The sequence below is a fragment of the Pelomonas sp. Root1444 genome (genome assembly GCF_001426885.1).
In the GTDB taxonomy this organism is placed as follows: domain Bacteria; phylum Pseudomonadota; class Gammaproteobacteria; order Burkholderiales; family Burkholderiaceae_C; genus Pelomonas.
Window position 1 is genome coordinate 918,264 of sequence record NZ_LMFP01000028.1, and the last position, 13,848, is coordinate 932,111.

The 13,848-nt window shown below is 69.2% G+C and carries 15 protein-coding genes; 11 read left to right on the top strand and 4 right to left on the bottom strand.

Annotated features, from left to right (window positions below; translation table 11 throughout):
* Nucleotides 1-286 precede the first annotated feature (286 nt).
* From ASD35_RS21870 to ASD35_RS21920, 11 genes are all read left to right on the top strand, one after another.
* Nucleotides 287-1,108 carry a GntR family transcriptional regulator gene (locus ASD35_RS21870; protein WP_082580405.1) on the top strand — a complete coding sequence of 274 codons (822 nt, stop codon included), beginning with the start codon at nucleotides 287-289 and terminating at the stop codon, nucleotides 1,106-1,108.
* Nucleotides 1,109-1,118: 10 nt separating this feature from the next.
* Nucleotides 1,119-2,846 carry a fumarate reductase/succinate dehydrogenase flavoprotein subunit gene (locus tag ASD35_RS21875; protein ID WP_056877031.1) on the top strand — a complete coding sequence of 576 codons (1,728 nt, stop codon included), beginning with the start codon at nucleotides 1,119-1,121 and terminating at the stop codon, nucleotides 2,844-2,846.
* A gap of 13 nt (nucleotides 2,847-2,859) precedes the next feature.
* Nucleotides 2,860-3,093 (top strand): ferredoxin family protein, encoded by a 234-nt coding sequence (locus ASD35_RS21880; protein WP_056269581.1) that lies wholly within the window; start codon nucleotides 2,860-2,862, stop codon nucleotides 3,091-3,093.
* Between the two features lie 5 nt (nucleotides 3,094-3,098).
* Complete coding sequence (locus ASD35_RS21885; protein ID WP_056877032.1) at nucleotides 3,099-4,049, top strand: HEAT repeat domain-containing protein; 951 nt, start codon at nucleotides 3,099-3,101, stop codon at nucleotides 4,047-4,049.
* Nucleotides 4,046-4,384, top strand: coding sequence for a ferredoxin FdxA (fdxA, locus tag ASD35_RS21890; protein ID WP_056877033.1), 339 nt, complete (start codon nucleotides 4,046-4,048; stop codon nucleotides 4,382-4,384). The genes ASD35_RS21885 and fdxA overlap by 4 nt, the downstream gene beginning before the upstream one ends.
* A 133-nt stretch (nucleotides 4,385-4,517) precedes the next feature.
* Nucleotides 4,518-5,924 (top strand): ABC transporter substrate-binding protein, encoded by a 1,407-nt coding sequence (locus tag ASD35_RS21895; protein ID WP_235538422.1) that lies wholly within the window; start codon nucleotides 4,518-4,520, stop codon nucleotides 5,922-5,924.
* A gap of 5 nt (nucleotides 5,925-5,929) precedes the next feature.
* The gene (locus ASD35_RS21900; protein ID WP_056877035.1) at nucleotides 5,930-6,856 is read left to right on the top strand and encodes an ABC transporter permease; all 927 of its coding nucleotides are present in this window, start codon (nucleotides 5,930-5,932) and stop codon (nucleotides 6,854-6,856) included.
* 167 nt (nucleotides 6,857-7,023) lie between these two features.
* Entirely contained in the window at nucleotides 7,024-7,890 is an 867-nt protein-coding gene (locus ASD35_RS21905; protein WP_056877036.1) for an ABC transporter ATP-binding protein, read from the top strand.
* Nucleotides 7,890-8,186: a gamma-butyrobetaine hydroxylase-like domain-containing protein gene (locus ASD35_RS21910; protein ID WP_056877037.1), complete on the top strand. Its 297-nt coding sequence runs from the start codon at nucleotides 7,890-7,892 to the stop codon at nucleotides 8,184-8,186. The genes ASD35_RS21905 and ASD35_RS21910 overlap by 1 nt, the downstream gene beginning before the upstream one ends.
* Nucleotides 8,183-8,956 (top strand): ferredoxin--NADP reductase, encoded by a 774-nt coding sequence (locus tag ASD35_RS21915; RefSeq protein ID WP_056877038.1) that lies wholly within the window; start codon nucleotides 8,183-8,185, stop codon nucleotides 8,954-8,956. The genes ASD35_RS21910 and ASD35_RS21915 overlap by 4 nt, the downstream gene beginning before the upstream one ends.
* A 6-nt stretch (nucleotides 8,957-8,962) precedes the next feature.
* Nucleotides 8,963-10,012 carry a YeiH family protein gene (locus ASD35_RS21920; RefSeq protein ID WP_056877039.1) on the top strand — a complete coding sequence of 350 codons (1,050 nt, stop codon included), beginning with the start codon at nucleotides 8,963-8,965 and terminating at the stop codon, nucleotides 10,010-10,012.
* Between the two features lie 24 nt (nucleotides 10,013-10,036).
* On the opposite strand, the gene ASD35_RS21925 is transcribed toward ASD35_RS21920, so the two are convergent.
* The 4 genes from ASD35_RS21925 to ASD35_RS21940 all read right to left on the bottom strand — a co-directional run bounded on the left by ASD35_RS21925 (nucleotide 10,037) and on the right by ASD35_RS21940 (nucleotide 13,719).
* Nucleotides 10,037-11,929, bottom strand: a complete 1,893-nt coding sequence (locus ASD35_RS21925; RefSeq protein WP_056877040.1) for an AAA family ATPase — start codon at nucleotides 11,927-11,929, stop codon at nucleotides 10,037-10,039.
* A gap of 168 nt (nucleotides 11,930-12,097) precedes the next feature.
* Nucleotides 12,098-12,724 (bottom strand): BON domain-containing protein, encoded by a 627-nt coding sequence (locus ASD35_RS21930; RefSeq protein WP_056877041.1) that lies wholly within the window; start codon nucleotides 12,722-12,724, stop codon nucleotides 12,098-12,100.
* 22 nt (nucleotides 12,725-12,746) lie between these two features.
* Nucleotides 12,747-13,283 carry a bacterioferritin gene (locus ASD35_RS21935; protein ID WP_056877042.1) on the bottom strand — a complete coding sequence of 179 codons (537 nt, stop codon included), beginning with the start codon at nucleotides 13,281-13,283 and terminating at the stop codon, nucleotides 12,747-12,749.
* A complete protein-coding gene (locus tag ASD35_RS21940; RefSeq protein WP_056877043.1) occupies nucleotides 13,276-13,719 on the bottom strand; it encodes a BON domain-containing protein in 444 nt (147 codons plus the stop codon). Before ASD35_RS21940 ends, ASD35_RS21935 begins: the two co-directional genes overlap by 8 nt.
* Between the last annotated feature and the right edge of the window lie 129 nt (nucleotides 13,720-13,848).

A 13,848-nucleotide genomic window follows, 5' to 3' on the forward strand; every position in this document is an offset into this window, starting at 1 on the left:
GCGGCCGAGCCGCGTCCGAACGGCATGGCGTGGTGCACGGCGTGGCACCGCAAACGCGCGGGAAATGGCTCGATAAAGCGCATCAACCCTTCTTCGGTGCATGCCGCGGGCGCGTCTCTGCAGCTTCGGCCACGACGCCGCACGCGCGCCGACCTGCCCCGCTACGCCAGGCGTCAACGGCCCTGGCACGCGGGCCCGGCCAGCGCTGCAGCGGCGCCCGGGCGGTGTTCGAAAAGGCTGGCACGGCTCCTGCTCATGCTGACTTGTCATAACGAGTTGGATGGCCATGAGCAAAGGCGCTCTTGCAGCTGCGAAACCGCTGACGCTGGTGACCGCCCCCGAGGCGGACGGCGCTCAACGCATCAAGCTGTCGTCACCGCTGCCGCTGTACACGCAGATCAAGGAGATCCTGCGCGCACGCATCCTCGACGGCAGCTACCAGCCGCATCAGCAGATGCCGTCGGAGGCCGACATGATGGCCGCGTTCGGCGTGAGCCGCATCACGGTGCGCCAGGCGCTCAACGACCTGCAGAACGAGGGCCTGATCTTCCGCATCCATGGCAAGGGCAGCTTCGTGTCCAAGCCCAAGGCCTTCCAGGACCTGGGCCGCCTGCAGGGTTTCGGCGAGGCGATGCGGCAGATGGGCTACGAGACCTTCGCCCGCGTGCTGGCCATCAAGACGGTGACGCCGTCGGCGCAGGTGGCGGAGAAGCTGCAATGCCCCAAGCGCGGCAAGGTCACGGAGCTGCAGCGCCTGCGCTTCCTGAACCGCGAGCCGATCTCGCTGGATGTGACCTGGGTGCCTGCGGCCATCGGCCAGCGCCTGGCCAAGGAAGACCTCGCCGCGCGCGACATCTTCGTCATCCTCGAGAACGACTACGGCCTGGCCCTCGGCCACGCCGAGCTGCAGATCGGCTCGACGCTGGCCGACGAGACGCTGGCCGCGCAGCTCAAGGTGGAGGCCGGCTCACCGGTGCTCTTCATCGAGCGCACCACGCACACGGCCGATGGCGCGCCCATCGACTACGAACACCTCTATTACCGCGGCGACGCCTTCCAGTACAAGGTCAGGGTCGATCGCGTTCCCGTCTCAGAACGAGCCTCTTGAGGAAAGCGACATGGAAACGATCGAACACGAATACGACATCGTCATCGTCGGCGGCGGCACCGGCGGCCCCATGGCCGCGGTGAAGGCCAAGGAAAAGAACCCCAAGCTGCGCGTGCTGGTGCTGGACAAGGCCAACGTCAAGCGCAGCGGCGCCATCAGCATGGGCATGGACGGCCTGAACAACGCCGTCATCCCCGGCCATGCCACGCCCGAGCAGTACACCAAGGAGATCACCGTCGCCAACGACGGCATCGTCGACCAGAAGGGTGTCTATGCCTACGCGGCCAACAGCTTCCCGATGATCGAGGAGCTGGACCGCTGGGGCATCAAGTTCGAGAAGGACGAGACCGGCGACTACTCGGTGCGCAAGGTCCATCACCTGGGCAGCTATGTGCTGCCCATGCCCGAGGGGCACCACATGAAGCGGGTGCTGTACCGGCAGCTCAAGCGGGCGCGCGTGGAGATCACCAACCGCGTCGTCGCGACGCGGCTGCTGACGGGGCCCGACGGCGAGATTTCCGGCGTCATGGGCTTCGACTGCCGCACGGCGGACTTCCACGTCATCAAGGCCAAGGCCGTGGTCATCTGCACGGGCGCTGCCGGGCGTCTCGGCCTGCCGGCCAGCGGCTATCTGTTCGGCACCTACGAGAACCCGACCAACTGTGGCGAGGGCCATGTGATGGCCTATCACGCAGGCGCCGAGCTGACCAACCTCGAGTGCTTCCAGATCAACCCGCTGATCAAGGACTACAACGGCCCGGCCTGCGCCTACGTGACCGGGCCCTTCGGTGGCTACACGTCCAACAACGCCGGCCAGCGCTTCATCGAGTGCGACTACTGGAGCGGCCAGATGATGATGGAGTTCTTCAACGAACTCGAAGGCGGCCGCGGCCCGGTGTTCCTGAAGCTCGACCACCTGGCTGAAGAAACGATCAGCGAGATCGAGCACATCCTGCACACCAACGAGCGGCCCAGCCGCGGCCGCTTCCACGAAGGCCGCGGCACCGACTACCGCAAGCAGATGATCGAGATGCACATCTCGGAGATCGGCTTCTGCAGCGGCCACAGCGCCTCGGGCATCTGGACCAACGAGCGCGGCGAATGCTCCATCCCCGGCCTGTACGCGGCGGGCGACTGCGCCAGCATCCCGCACAACTACATGCTGGGCGCCTTCGTCTACGGCAAGTTCTGCGGCGAGAACGCGGCGGACTATGTGTCAGGCATCGCCTCGCCCAGCTTCGACGCCGGCCAGATCGAGAAGGAGAAGGCCCGCGTCTACGCGCCGCTGGGCAAGACCGAGGGCCTCACGCCCTTCCAGGTCGAATACAAGACGCGCCGCATCGTCAACGACTACCTGCAGCCGCCCAAGGTCACCCGCAAGATGGAGATCGGCCTGCAGCGCTTCGACGAGATCCGCGAGGACCTGCAGCACATGGGCGCCGCCGACCCGCACGAGCTGATGCGGGCCATGGAGGCCCACACCATCCGCGACTGCGCCGAGCTGGCCGCCCGCGCCTCGCTCTACCGCACCGAGAGCCGCTGGGGCCTGTACCACCTTCGTGTGGACCACCCCGAGAAGAACGACGCCGACTGGTTCTGCCACACCAACGTGACGAGCGACGCCAACGGCAACGCGGTGTTCCGCAAGCGCGCCGTGGAGCCCTACGTCGTGGAGCTGAACGAGGAAGAGAAGTCCGCCTACCAGCGGCTGCGCGTGGCAACACCTGCAGCCGCCTAACGGAGAAACCGCCATGACCATCGCCATCACCCGCACCCAGGCCCCCGTCGTCATCGATGAGGACAAATGCATCGCCGACAAGGGCTGCACCGTCTGCGTCGACGTCTGCCCGCTCGACGTGCTGGCCATCGACCTGACCAAGAACAAGGCGTTCATGAAGTTCGATGAATGCTGGTACTGCATGCCCTGCGAGAAGGACTGCCCCACCGGCGCCGTGCGCGTCGACATCCCTTATCTCGTGAGGTGAACGCGATGGCCACCATCCATGAACGGCTGCGCAACCCCGATGCCGGCGTGCGCCGCATCGCCGTCATCGACCTGCCCTACACCGACGAGGAAGACGACATCGCGCCGCTGCTCGTCGAAGCGCTGTCGGACGCCGATGCCACCGTGCGGCTGGAAGCCGCCAAGGCGCTCGAAGGCTTCGAGGAGCCCGAGGTGCTGGCCGCCCTGGCGCCGCTGCTGAAGGACGAGGACGCCGACGTGCGCGCGGCCGTCGCCTACACGCTGGCCGAGCTGAAGGACCCGGCCTCCGCCAGCGCGCTGCTGCCCTACCTGGGCGACGCCGACCCCGAGGTGCAGGCGGCCGCGCTGCAGGCCGTGAAGGCGCTGCGCGTGGATGCCGCCTTCGACCCGGCCCTGGCGGCGCTGGCACATGCGGACGCCAAGGTGCGCCGCGCAGCCGTCAGCGTGCTGGGCTACCTGAAGAAGCCCCAGGCCATCTCCGCGCTGACCGAGGTCGCCGCGCACGACACCGACGCCGAGGTGCGCCGCGTCGCGGTGGGCGCGCTGAGCTTTGCCAACGATGCCGAGGTCAGCGTGCATCCGGCGCTGAGCCGCGCCCTCGCCGATCCCGAGTGGCAGGTGCGGGAGGAAGCGGCCACGACCTTTGCCAAGACCGGCTCGGCGCTGGGCGTGCCCAACCTCGTGCGTGCCATGGACGACGAGTACTGGCAGGTGCGCGTGAAGGCCGCCCGCAGCCTGGGCAAGCTGAAGGCGCGCGACGGCGTCATGGCGCTGGTGGAGGCGCTGATCCACCCGGTCAGCAACCTGCGCAAGGAGGCCGTCATCGCGCTGGGCGAGATCGGCGACCCGCGCGCCATCACGCCACTGGAGCGCACGCTGCGCGACCCCGACCCGGACGTGCGCAAGCTGTCCAAGCTGGCGCTCACCACGATTCAAATGAATGGAGGCGCCGCATGAGTTTCGTCGTCACCGAGGCTTGCATCCGCTGCAAGTACACCGACTGCGTCGCGGTCTGCCCCGTGGAGTGCTTCCACGAAGGCCCGGACTTTCTCGTCATCGACCCGGCCGCCTGCATCGACTGCGGCGTCTGCGTGCCCGAGTGCCCCGTCGAGGCCATCTTCGACGAGAAGGACCTGCCACCCGAACAGCGCGAGTACGTCGAGCTGAACCGTCGCCTGGCCGCCCAATGGCCGCTCATCACCGCCGCGCAGGACCCGCTGCCCGATGCCGAGCACTGGGCCAACCAGCCGGACAAGCGCGCGCTGCTGACCGAAAGCGCCGAACAGGTTTGACGACCGGTGGAAGCCGCTGCGCAGCGGCTTTCGTGAATGTGACCCGACAGCCCAGGAGATTGAGATGAGGATTGCCACGCTCTCGAATGTTCCCGCCGCCATCCTGCGATGCCTGACCGGCCTCGCGCTCGGCATGACTCTCCTGCCCGCCCACGCCGCCAAGGAGGTGGTGACGATAGGCATCGGCACGCAGAACACCACCACCAACACCGTCACCGGCGGCGTCGTGCTCAAGGAGCTCAAGCTGCTGGAGAAGCACCTGCCCAGGACGGGCAAGTACGCCAACATCGAGTGGAAGCTCGACTGGCAGAACTTCACCTCCGGCCCGCCCATTACCAACGGCATGGTCGCCGGCAAGCTGCAGATCGGCATGATGGGCGACTACCCGCTGCTGGTGAACGGCGCCACCGGCCAGCAGAACAAGGGCAACGAGACGCAGCTCGTCGCCGTCATCGCCTACAACGCCTTCGGCTCGGGCAACGGCGTGGTGGTGCACAAGGACAGCCCCTACTACGAGCTGGCCGACCTCAAGGGTAAGACGGTGTCGGTGCCCTTCGGCTCCGCCGCGCACGGCATGATGCTGCAGGCCATGCAGGAGCGCGGCTGGCCGGCGGACTACTGGAACCTCGTCAGCCAGAGCCCCGAGGTCGGCACGACCAACCTGCAGGAAAGGAAGATCGACGCGCACGGCGACTTCGTGCCCTTCGCCGACCTGCTGCCGCAGCGCGGCTTCGCCCGCAAGATCTTCGACGGCGCGCAGACCAAGATCCCGACCTTCCACGGCGTCGTCGTGCGCAAGGAGTTCGCCGACAAGTACCCCGAAGCCGTCGTCGCCTACATCAAGGCGCTGATGGAGGCCAACGACTGGGTGCGCAAGGACCCCAAGCTCGCCGCCGCCAAGATCGAGGCCTGGACCAAGATCGAGAAGGAGGTGGTCTACCTCTTCCTCGGCCCGGGCGGCATCCACACGCTGGACCCGAGCATCAAGCCGCGCTGGGTCGAAACCATCAAAATCGCCCACGGCGTTTTGTCCAAGCTCGGCCGCGTGAAGGAGTTCGACGTCGCCGCCTGGGTCAACGAGAGCTATCTGCGCGAGGCCTTCAAGCAGCGCGGCCAGGACTACGAGGCGCAGAAGCAGACGCTGGCCAACTACGACATCGCCGGCAACGACCCCATCTGCAAGCTACCGGTCACGCGGCCCAAGGAGGCCGGCGAGATCTGGCTGGCCAGCGGCGAGATCGTCGTGGCCAGCTCGCCCGCCTGCCTGCTGGCCGGCGTGAAGCAGTACGAGGCGGCGGGCAAGACCGTCAAGGTGGCCTACCTGTACGACAAGGCGCTGGGCATCAAGGTCGTCGCCGACAAGGCCTTCTACGCGATGGACGCCAGCAACCCAAAGGCGCCGCTGGCCGTGCCCTTCCTGTTGAAGAAGGACGCCGAGGCCTACGCCGCCAAGACCAACGCCAGGCTCGCCACCTACGCGGAAGCGCTGGGCCAGGCCACCGCCACCGTCGTTGCCTCCGGCACGGCCAGCACGAAGTGACCGCCATGACCGCCCTGCACCGCATCGACACCTTCGCGCCGCCGCCCACCGCGGCGGCCACGCAACCGCCCCCCAAGACGGTCCCGCCGGCCCATGTCGGCCAGGGCGTGACGCCCCTGCCCCTGCCAACACCGCAGGCGGCCGCGCCCGGCCGCTGGCGCCGCTTCTGGCAGGGCCGCGGCGCCACCCTGCTGATGGGCGCGCTGTCCATCGCCAGCGTGCTGCTCTTCTGGCAGCTCGCCACGCAGTACAAGCTCGACGCCTACATCCGCTTCAACAACATCCCCACGCCGGCGCAGGTGCTGGAGAAGGTGGTCGAGGTCAATAGCAGCCCGAAGTTCGCCACCAACATCGGCATCAGCGTGCGGCGCATCCTGCTGGGCTTCCTGGTGGCGACCGTGACCGGCGTGGGCCTGGGCGTGCTGGTCGGCCGCTACCGCAGCGTGCGCGGGCTGGTGATGCCGGCGATGGAGGTGTTCCGCCCCATCCCGGCGATCGCCTGGGTGCCGATGTCCATCATGCTGTGGCCCGACAACGAGGTGAGCATCGTCTTCATCACCTTCCTCGGCGCCTTCTTCCCCATCCTGCTCAACACCGTGCATGGCGTCGAGGCCATCGACCCGGTGCTGCTGCGCGCGGCCCGCACGCTGGGCGCGGGCGAGGCCAGCCTGCTGCGGCACGTGGTGCTGCCCGGCGCGCTGCCGCACATCTTCACCGGCCTGGCGGTGGGCATGGGCGTGGCCTGGGTGTCGCTGATCGCGGCCGAGATGATCTCGGGCCAGTTCGGCATCGGCTATTTCACCTGGGAGGCCTATTCGCTGATCAGCTATGCCGAGATCGCCCTCGGCATGATCACCATCGGCGTGCTGGGCCTGCTGTGCAGCGGCGCCATCCGGCTGCTGGCCAAGCTCGCCATGCCCTGGCATTCATGAAGCCCCTCGTCCAAGGCGTACCTTGGCCGGTCCCCCGAGGGGACGGCGATGCACGCGGCATCGAGCCGCATGCACATCGCCAAGGCGGGCCGGCTTGGGAGCGGCCCGGCGCTCGGCCCGAAAAACTCAAGCATCGCATGCACCCCCTCACTCACCGGAGACCCGACATGGACAAGACCGTTGCATCCCACGGCCGCGTCGACGTGCGCGACGTGCACATCCGCTTCCACACCAAGGGCCAGGAGTTCGAAGCGGTGCGCGCGGCCAACGTGCATGTGCGGCCGGGCGAGTTCGTGTCGCTCATCGGGCCCTCGGGTTGCGGCAAGTCGACGCTGCTGAACGCGGTGGCCGGGTTCCTGAAGCCCAGCAGCGGCCAGGTGCTGCTGGACGGCCAGCCCATCACCGGCCCGGGGTCCGACCGCGGCGTGGTGTTCCAGCAGTACTCGCTGTTCCCGTGGATGACGGTGCGCGCGAACGTGGAGTTCGGGCTGCGCATGAAGGGCGCGTCGGCCAGCGAACGCGAGGCGCAGGCACGCACGCTGCTCGGACTGGCCGGCCTGCTGTCGTTCGAGAACCACTACCCCGACCAGCTCTCCGGCGGCATGAAGCAGCGCGTGGGCATCGTGCGCGCGCTGGCCACCAGCCCGCAGGTGCTGCTGATGGACGAGCCCTTCGGCGCGCTGGACTCGCAGACCCGCGTCGTCATGCAGGAGATCCTGACCAACATGTGGCAGCGCCTGCGCATCTCGGTGCTGTTCATCACGCACGACATCGACGAGGCGGTGTTCCTGTCGGACCGCATTTACGTGATGACGGCGCGCCCCGGCCGCATCAAGGCGGAGCTGGCCGTGCCGCTGCCGCGGCCGCGCACGCCCGAGATGACCGCCACGCCCGAGTTCGCCGCCATGGTGCGGCAGATCAAGGGCCTGATCCGCGAGGAGAGCATCGCGGCGATGGGCGGCGAGCTCAGCGACGGCGGCCTGGCTGGCCTGTGCGCCGAGGTGGGCCCACGCGGCGTGGGGCAGCTGGTGTGATGGCCGCGCCGACCGAGATCGTGTGGCACCAGGCCAGCGGCGCGCTGTCGCTGGCCTGGGCCGATGGCCGCGAGGCGCGCCTCACGGCCGCGGGCCTGAGGGCGGCCTGCAAATGTGCCGCCTGCGAACAACGCCGCCGCGACGGCCGCCCGACGGCCGTGCCCGCCGGCACCGCGCTGACCGCCATCCACCCCGTCGGCGAGATGGGCGTGCAGCTGGTGTTCAGCGACGGCCATGACCGCGGCATCTATCCCTGGCCCTATCTCCACCAACTTGCCTTGGAGCCTTGCGCATGAGCAACCTCTTCGACGCCCAGGTGCTGGACGTCCGCCACTGGACCGACCGCCAGTTCTCCTTCACCTGCACCCGCGACCCGGGCTTTCGCTTCCAGAGCGGCCAGTTCACGATGCTGGGCCTGATGGTGGACGGCAAGCCGCTGCTGCGGGCCTACAGCGTCGTCAGCCCGCATTGGGAGGAGACGCTGGAGTTCCTCAGCATCAAGGTGCCCGACGGCCCGCTCACGTCGCGGCTGCAGCACATCCGGCCGGGCGACACGCTGCAGATCGGCCGCAAGGCCTCGGGCACGCTGCTGACGCAGAACCTGCTGCCCGGCCGCCACCTCTACCTGCTGGCCACCGGCACGGGCGTGGCGCCCTTCATGGCCATGGTGCGCGACCCGGAGGTGTACGAGCAGTACGAGAAGGTCATCCTCGTGCACGGCTGCCGCCAGGTGGCGGAGCTGGCCTACGAAGAAGTCATCACCCGCGAGCTGCCCGACAACGAGTACTTCGGCGACGAGGTGCGCGACAAGCTCATCTACTACCCCACCGTCACGCGCGAGCCCTTCCGCAACCAGGGCCGCATCCCGACCCTGATGCAAAGCGGCAAGCTCGCTCAGGACATCGGCCTGCCGCCGCTGTGCGTGGCGAACGACCGTTTCATGCTGTGCGGCAGCCCGGAGATGCTGCGCGACACGCGCGCTTTGTTCGACGACATGGGCATGGCCGAGGGGAACATGAGCCACCCGGGGCACTTCGTCATCGAGCGCGCCTTCGTCGAAAAATAGCCTGGGATGCTGGCCCGCGCCGCCTTCTTCGACGCCCAGGGCCAGGCCCTGCGGCGCGTCTGGCCGGGCTGGGCCACCTGCGTGCTGATCGCGCTGGCCGCCTCGTTCGTGGCCGCGCTGCACCAGGGGCCGCCCATGCTGTACGCGCTGCTGTTCGGCACCGCCCTGCACTGCCAGAGCCCCGAGGACCGCACCGCCGCCGGCGTGGAGTTCTGCAGCCGCACGCTGCTGCGCCTCGGCGTGGGCCTGCTGGGCGCTCGCATCACCTGGGAGCAGGTGGCGGGCCTGGGCTGGCCGACGGTGCTGGTCGTGCTGGGGGCGGTGGCGAGCACGCTGGCCTGCGGCTGGTGGCTGGCCAAGGCGCTGCGCCTGCCCTGGATGCTGGGCGTGCTGGCGGGCGGGGCCACGGCCATCTGCGGCGCCTCCGCGGCGCTGGCCATCGCGGCGGTGCTGCCGCGGGCGCGCGACGGCGAGACACCGACCGAGCAGCACGGCCTGGTGGTGGCGGTGATGGCCACGCTGCTGTCGACGGCGGCGATGGTGGCCTACCCGCTGATCGCGCGGCAGCTGCACCTGTCGGCGGCCGGCGCCGGGCTCTTCATCGGCGGCAGCATCCACGACGTGGCCCAGGTGATCGTGGCCGGCTACGCCATCTCGCCGGCGGCCGGCGACACCGCCTCGCTCGTGAAGCTGCTGCGCGTGAGCCTGCTGGTCGTGGTGGTGCTGGGCGTGTCGCTCGCCTGCCGTGCGCCGGGCCAGGCCGGCCAGCAGCCACCCGCGCTGATGCTGCGGCTGCGCGGCCTGGTGCCGGGCTTCCTGTGGCTGTTCGTCGCGCTCGCCGCGCTCAACTCGCTGGGCTGCCTGCACCTGTTGCAGGAACCGCTCAACGTGGCCTCGCGCGCCTGCCTGATGCTGGGCGTGGCCGGGCTGGGCATGAAGACCTCGTTCCTGCGCCTGGCCAGCGCCGGGTGGCGGCCGGTGCTGCTGATGCTGGCGACCAGCGCCTGGCTGGCCGGCGTCTCGCTGGCCGCAGCGTGTGGGCTGGGGCCGCGCTGAGCGGCGCCGCGGAGGGCTGGCCCCTCAGGCCGGCTCGCCCGACAGCACGCGCTTCAGCGGCGCGCCGCTGACGGTCTCTTCGCCGAGCAGCAGCTCGGTCAGCGCGTTGAGCCGGTCGCGCTTGTCTTCCAGCACGCGGCGGCATTCGGCCTGCGCGCTTTCCAGCAGCGCGCGCGCTTCGTCGAGCAGCGACTTCTGCACGTCAGGCCCGATCAGCTCACGCGGCACGCCGGCCATGCTGAGCAGGCCGAAGGTCTTGCCGAAGCCCATGGAGCCGACCATCGACGTCGCCAGCTCCGAGGCACGCTTGAGGTCGTCGGTGGCGCCGGAGGAGGCATTGCCGAAGGCGATCAGCTCGGCCTCGCGGCCAGCCAGCATCATGGCCAGGCGCGAGAGCAGCTCGCGCTCACCGTACAGCGGCTCCTCGTGCGTGCGGGTCACGTAGGTCACGCCCAGCGCCGGGCCGCGCGGCTCGATGCTGACGCGCTCGACGCTGCCGGCCTCCAGCACATGGGCCACCAGCGCATGGCCGGACTCGTGGAAGGCGATGCGGCGCAGCGTCTCGGGCGTGATGATGTCCTTGGTGTTGGTCACCTCGCCACCGAGCTGGTGGGTCTCCAGCGACTGGTAGACGCGCTCCTGGCTGACCAGGTCCTCGCCCGCCTCGGCCGCATAGGCGGCGGCGCGGTTCACGCAATTGGCGATGTCGGCGGGCGACATGCCGGTGGCCGTGCGGGCGATGGACGCCAGCTCCATGCCGGGCGCGGCCTTGACCTGGCCGAGGTAGAGGCCGAACAGCTGCTCGCGCTCCGGCGAAGTGGGCAGCGAGGTGCGCACGACCAGGTCGAAGCGGCCGGGGCGGCGCATGGCCTCGTCGATGTTGTCGACGTGGTTGGTGGCGCCGACGATGACGACGTTCTCCAGCGACGAGAAGCCGTCCATCTCCACCAGCAGGCGGTTGATGATGCGGTTCTGCTCCTGCTCACCGCCTCCCGTGCCGGCCTCCTTGCCGTTGCTGCGCTTGCCGATGCCGTCGATCTCGTCGATGAAGACGATGCAGGGCGCGCATTCGCGGGCGCGCTTGAAGAGCTCTTTGACCTTGCCGATGCCGGCGCCGTAGAACATGGAGCTGAAGTAGGAGCCATCCACGCTGATGAAGTTGGCGCCGCACTCGCCCGCCAGCGCCTTGGCGAGCAAGGTCTTGCCGGTGCCGGGCGGGCCGTCGAGCAGCACGCCGCGCGGCGCCTTGGCGCCCACTCCGGCGTAGTGCTTGGGGTCCTTCATGAAGGCGGCGACGCGCTTGAGCGCCTTCTTGGCCTCGTCGGCGCCGATGACGTCGTCGAAGCGGGTCTTGGGCTTCTCGGCCAGGCGGGTGCGCTGGCCCAGCGAGCCGCGCAGGTGGAAGTAGACGAGCGCGCCGCCGATGGCGACGAAGGCCAGCAGCGGCGCCAGGGCCGCGATGGCCCGGTCGATGTTCTGCGTGAGGCGCTGCCCGGCGGTGCGTGCATCGACGTCGACGTTGGTCAGCGCAAAGCCCTGCGCCACGCTCAGCTCGCCCAGGCGCGAGCCCAGCTCGTTCTTGCAGTTGAGGCCGCAGTCGATCATGCGGGTGCTGAACTGCTGGCCCTTGCGGTCCGTGTAGAGGACGAGGTAGCCGTCGACACCGACGGCAGCGACCTCGCGCGCCTGCACGGCGCGCTCGAACTCGGAGGCCTCGCGCGGATGCGCCAGCCACTGCTCGGCGGCACGCTCGAAGGCCAGCGCGGTCGGATTCTTGCGGGCCTGCGCTTCAGCGGCGGCGCGGTCCTGCAGCTGGGAGATGCCCATCCAGACCAGCAGCGACACGGCCAGGGCGGCGGTGGCGATGAGGATCTTCTGGCGGACTCCGGGGGTGGGCGTCTTGCTGGCGCTGTCCATGGTGGCGGGTGGCTTCGCTGCTGTAGGTATGCCCAGCATGATCAAGGCGAGGCCCGCCGATTCCAAGTGTGAAACAGGCACTTCAGCCCCGGGAATGCCGGGGCTTACAAGTTGCGCCGTGAAAGCGCGAAAAAATTCCAGGCCGCGGGGGCCCGTTCAATCCAGACGTTACTGTGGCTGGGCCGGCTGCGACGCGGCGCCGGCCACGGCGACGACATTGGCCACCGGCTGCGGCAGTGTCAGGCGGTTGTCGACCGCACGCACGCCCTGCGGCGCGGCGGCCAGCACCGTGGCCCGCTCCTTGGCTGCGGCGTCGGGCGCGGGGCCGGACAAGCGGACGACGCCGTTGTCGGTCTGCACGTCGATGCGCGAGGCGCTCAGCGCCGGGTCGACGGCCAGCGCGGCCTTCACCTTGGCACTGATGCCGGTGTCGTCGATGGCCGCGCTGACGCCGTCCACCACGTTGCGCGAGGCCTGGACGGCGGCGTTCTGGGAGTCGGCCACGCTGCGCTCGGCCTCGCTGCCGAGGTTGCGCACGCTGGCGACCGCGTCGTCCAGCTGCGTGCCGACGCTGCGCGGGTCCTGCATCGCGATCACCGCCACGATGGCGATGACCGCACCCAGGCCGAGGGCCAGCAGCCAACCGGCTATCCCCGACGAGCGGTGCGGCTCCACGCGCTTGATCAGCCGCGGCCGCGGCGCGGCGGCGGCGGGGTGCAGTTCGGCGGTCTGCAGCGGCTCCTGCGGATGGTCGGGCCAGCCGTCGGCGCGGTGACGCTTCGCAAAGATTCTCATGGCGGTCCCCTTGTGCGGGCGCTCAGGCCCGGGTCATCCAGTCCTTGAGCTCGTCGGCATGCTCTTCCTCGTCGGCGAGGATGTCCTCCAGCAGGCGGCGCGTCGTGGAGTCCTTGTCGGCCACCAGCTTGATCATCTGGCGGTAGGTCTCGACGGCCACCCGCTCGGCAATCAGGTTGGAGCGGATCATGCCCTTCAGGTCATTGACGGCGTCGTACTCGGCGTGGCTGCGCTCCAGCAGGCCGGCCGGATTAAAGTCCGGCTCGCCGCCGAGTTGCACGATGCGCTGTGCCAGGCGGTCGGCATGCGACAGCTCCGCATTCGCGTGGACGAGGAACTCCTCGGCAATGGTGGGCGACTCCAGGCCGTTGGCCATGAAGTGATGGCGCCGGTAGCGCAACACGCAGGTCAGCTCGGTCGCCAGCGCGCCGTTAAGCAGGCCGACGATGTCGTCGCGCCAAAGCCCATAGGCGGGCGTGACGGCACCGTCGTCCAGGTCGCTGCGGGCGGCGTTCAGCCCGGCTTCATCCAGCTTCAGGGGCGTGCGCTGCTCAGCCATTGCGGGCCACCACGAGCTGGTTGTCCACGGAGCGCACACCGTCGACCGCATTGGCCAGCGTCGTCGCGCGCTGCTGCGAGCTGGCGTCGGGCGCGGTGCCGGTGAGCGTCACGCGGCCGTCCTGCGCCTTCACGTCGATCTTGAGCGCCTTGAGTTGGTCGTCGGCCACCAGCGCGGCGTTGATCTTGGTGACGATGGCTGCGTCGGTCACCGCCTCGGAAGTCGCGTTGGCGGCCTCCTTCATCTTCACTTCGGCGGAATCGGCTGCCCGGCTGGCATCGGTCTTGGCCTCGGCGCCGGCCTGCTTGGCTTCGGCGATGGCGCCGTCCAGCTTCTGGCCGGCGGTGCGGTCATCCTGCTTGCTGCAGGCGGCCAGCGAAGCGGCCAGTGCCAGTACACCGAGGAGCGGGAGGCGTGAGGTGGTGATGCGGTTCATGTCGAGGTCCTTTCTCAGCCGGGGTGTGGATGGTTACCGCTACTCTCGGTCCTGGCCGCGCATGGCGGCATCGGCTGCGGTGCTGAGCGGCTGTCGGACAGTGCTGACGCGTGCCTGGCGAACCGGCCC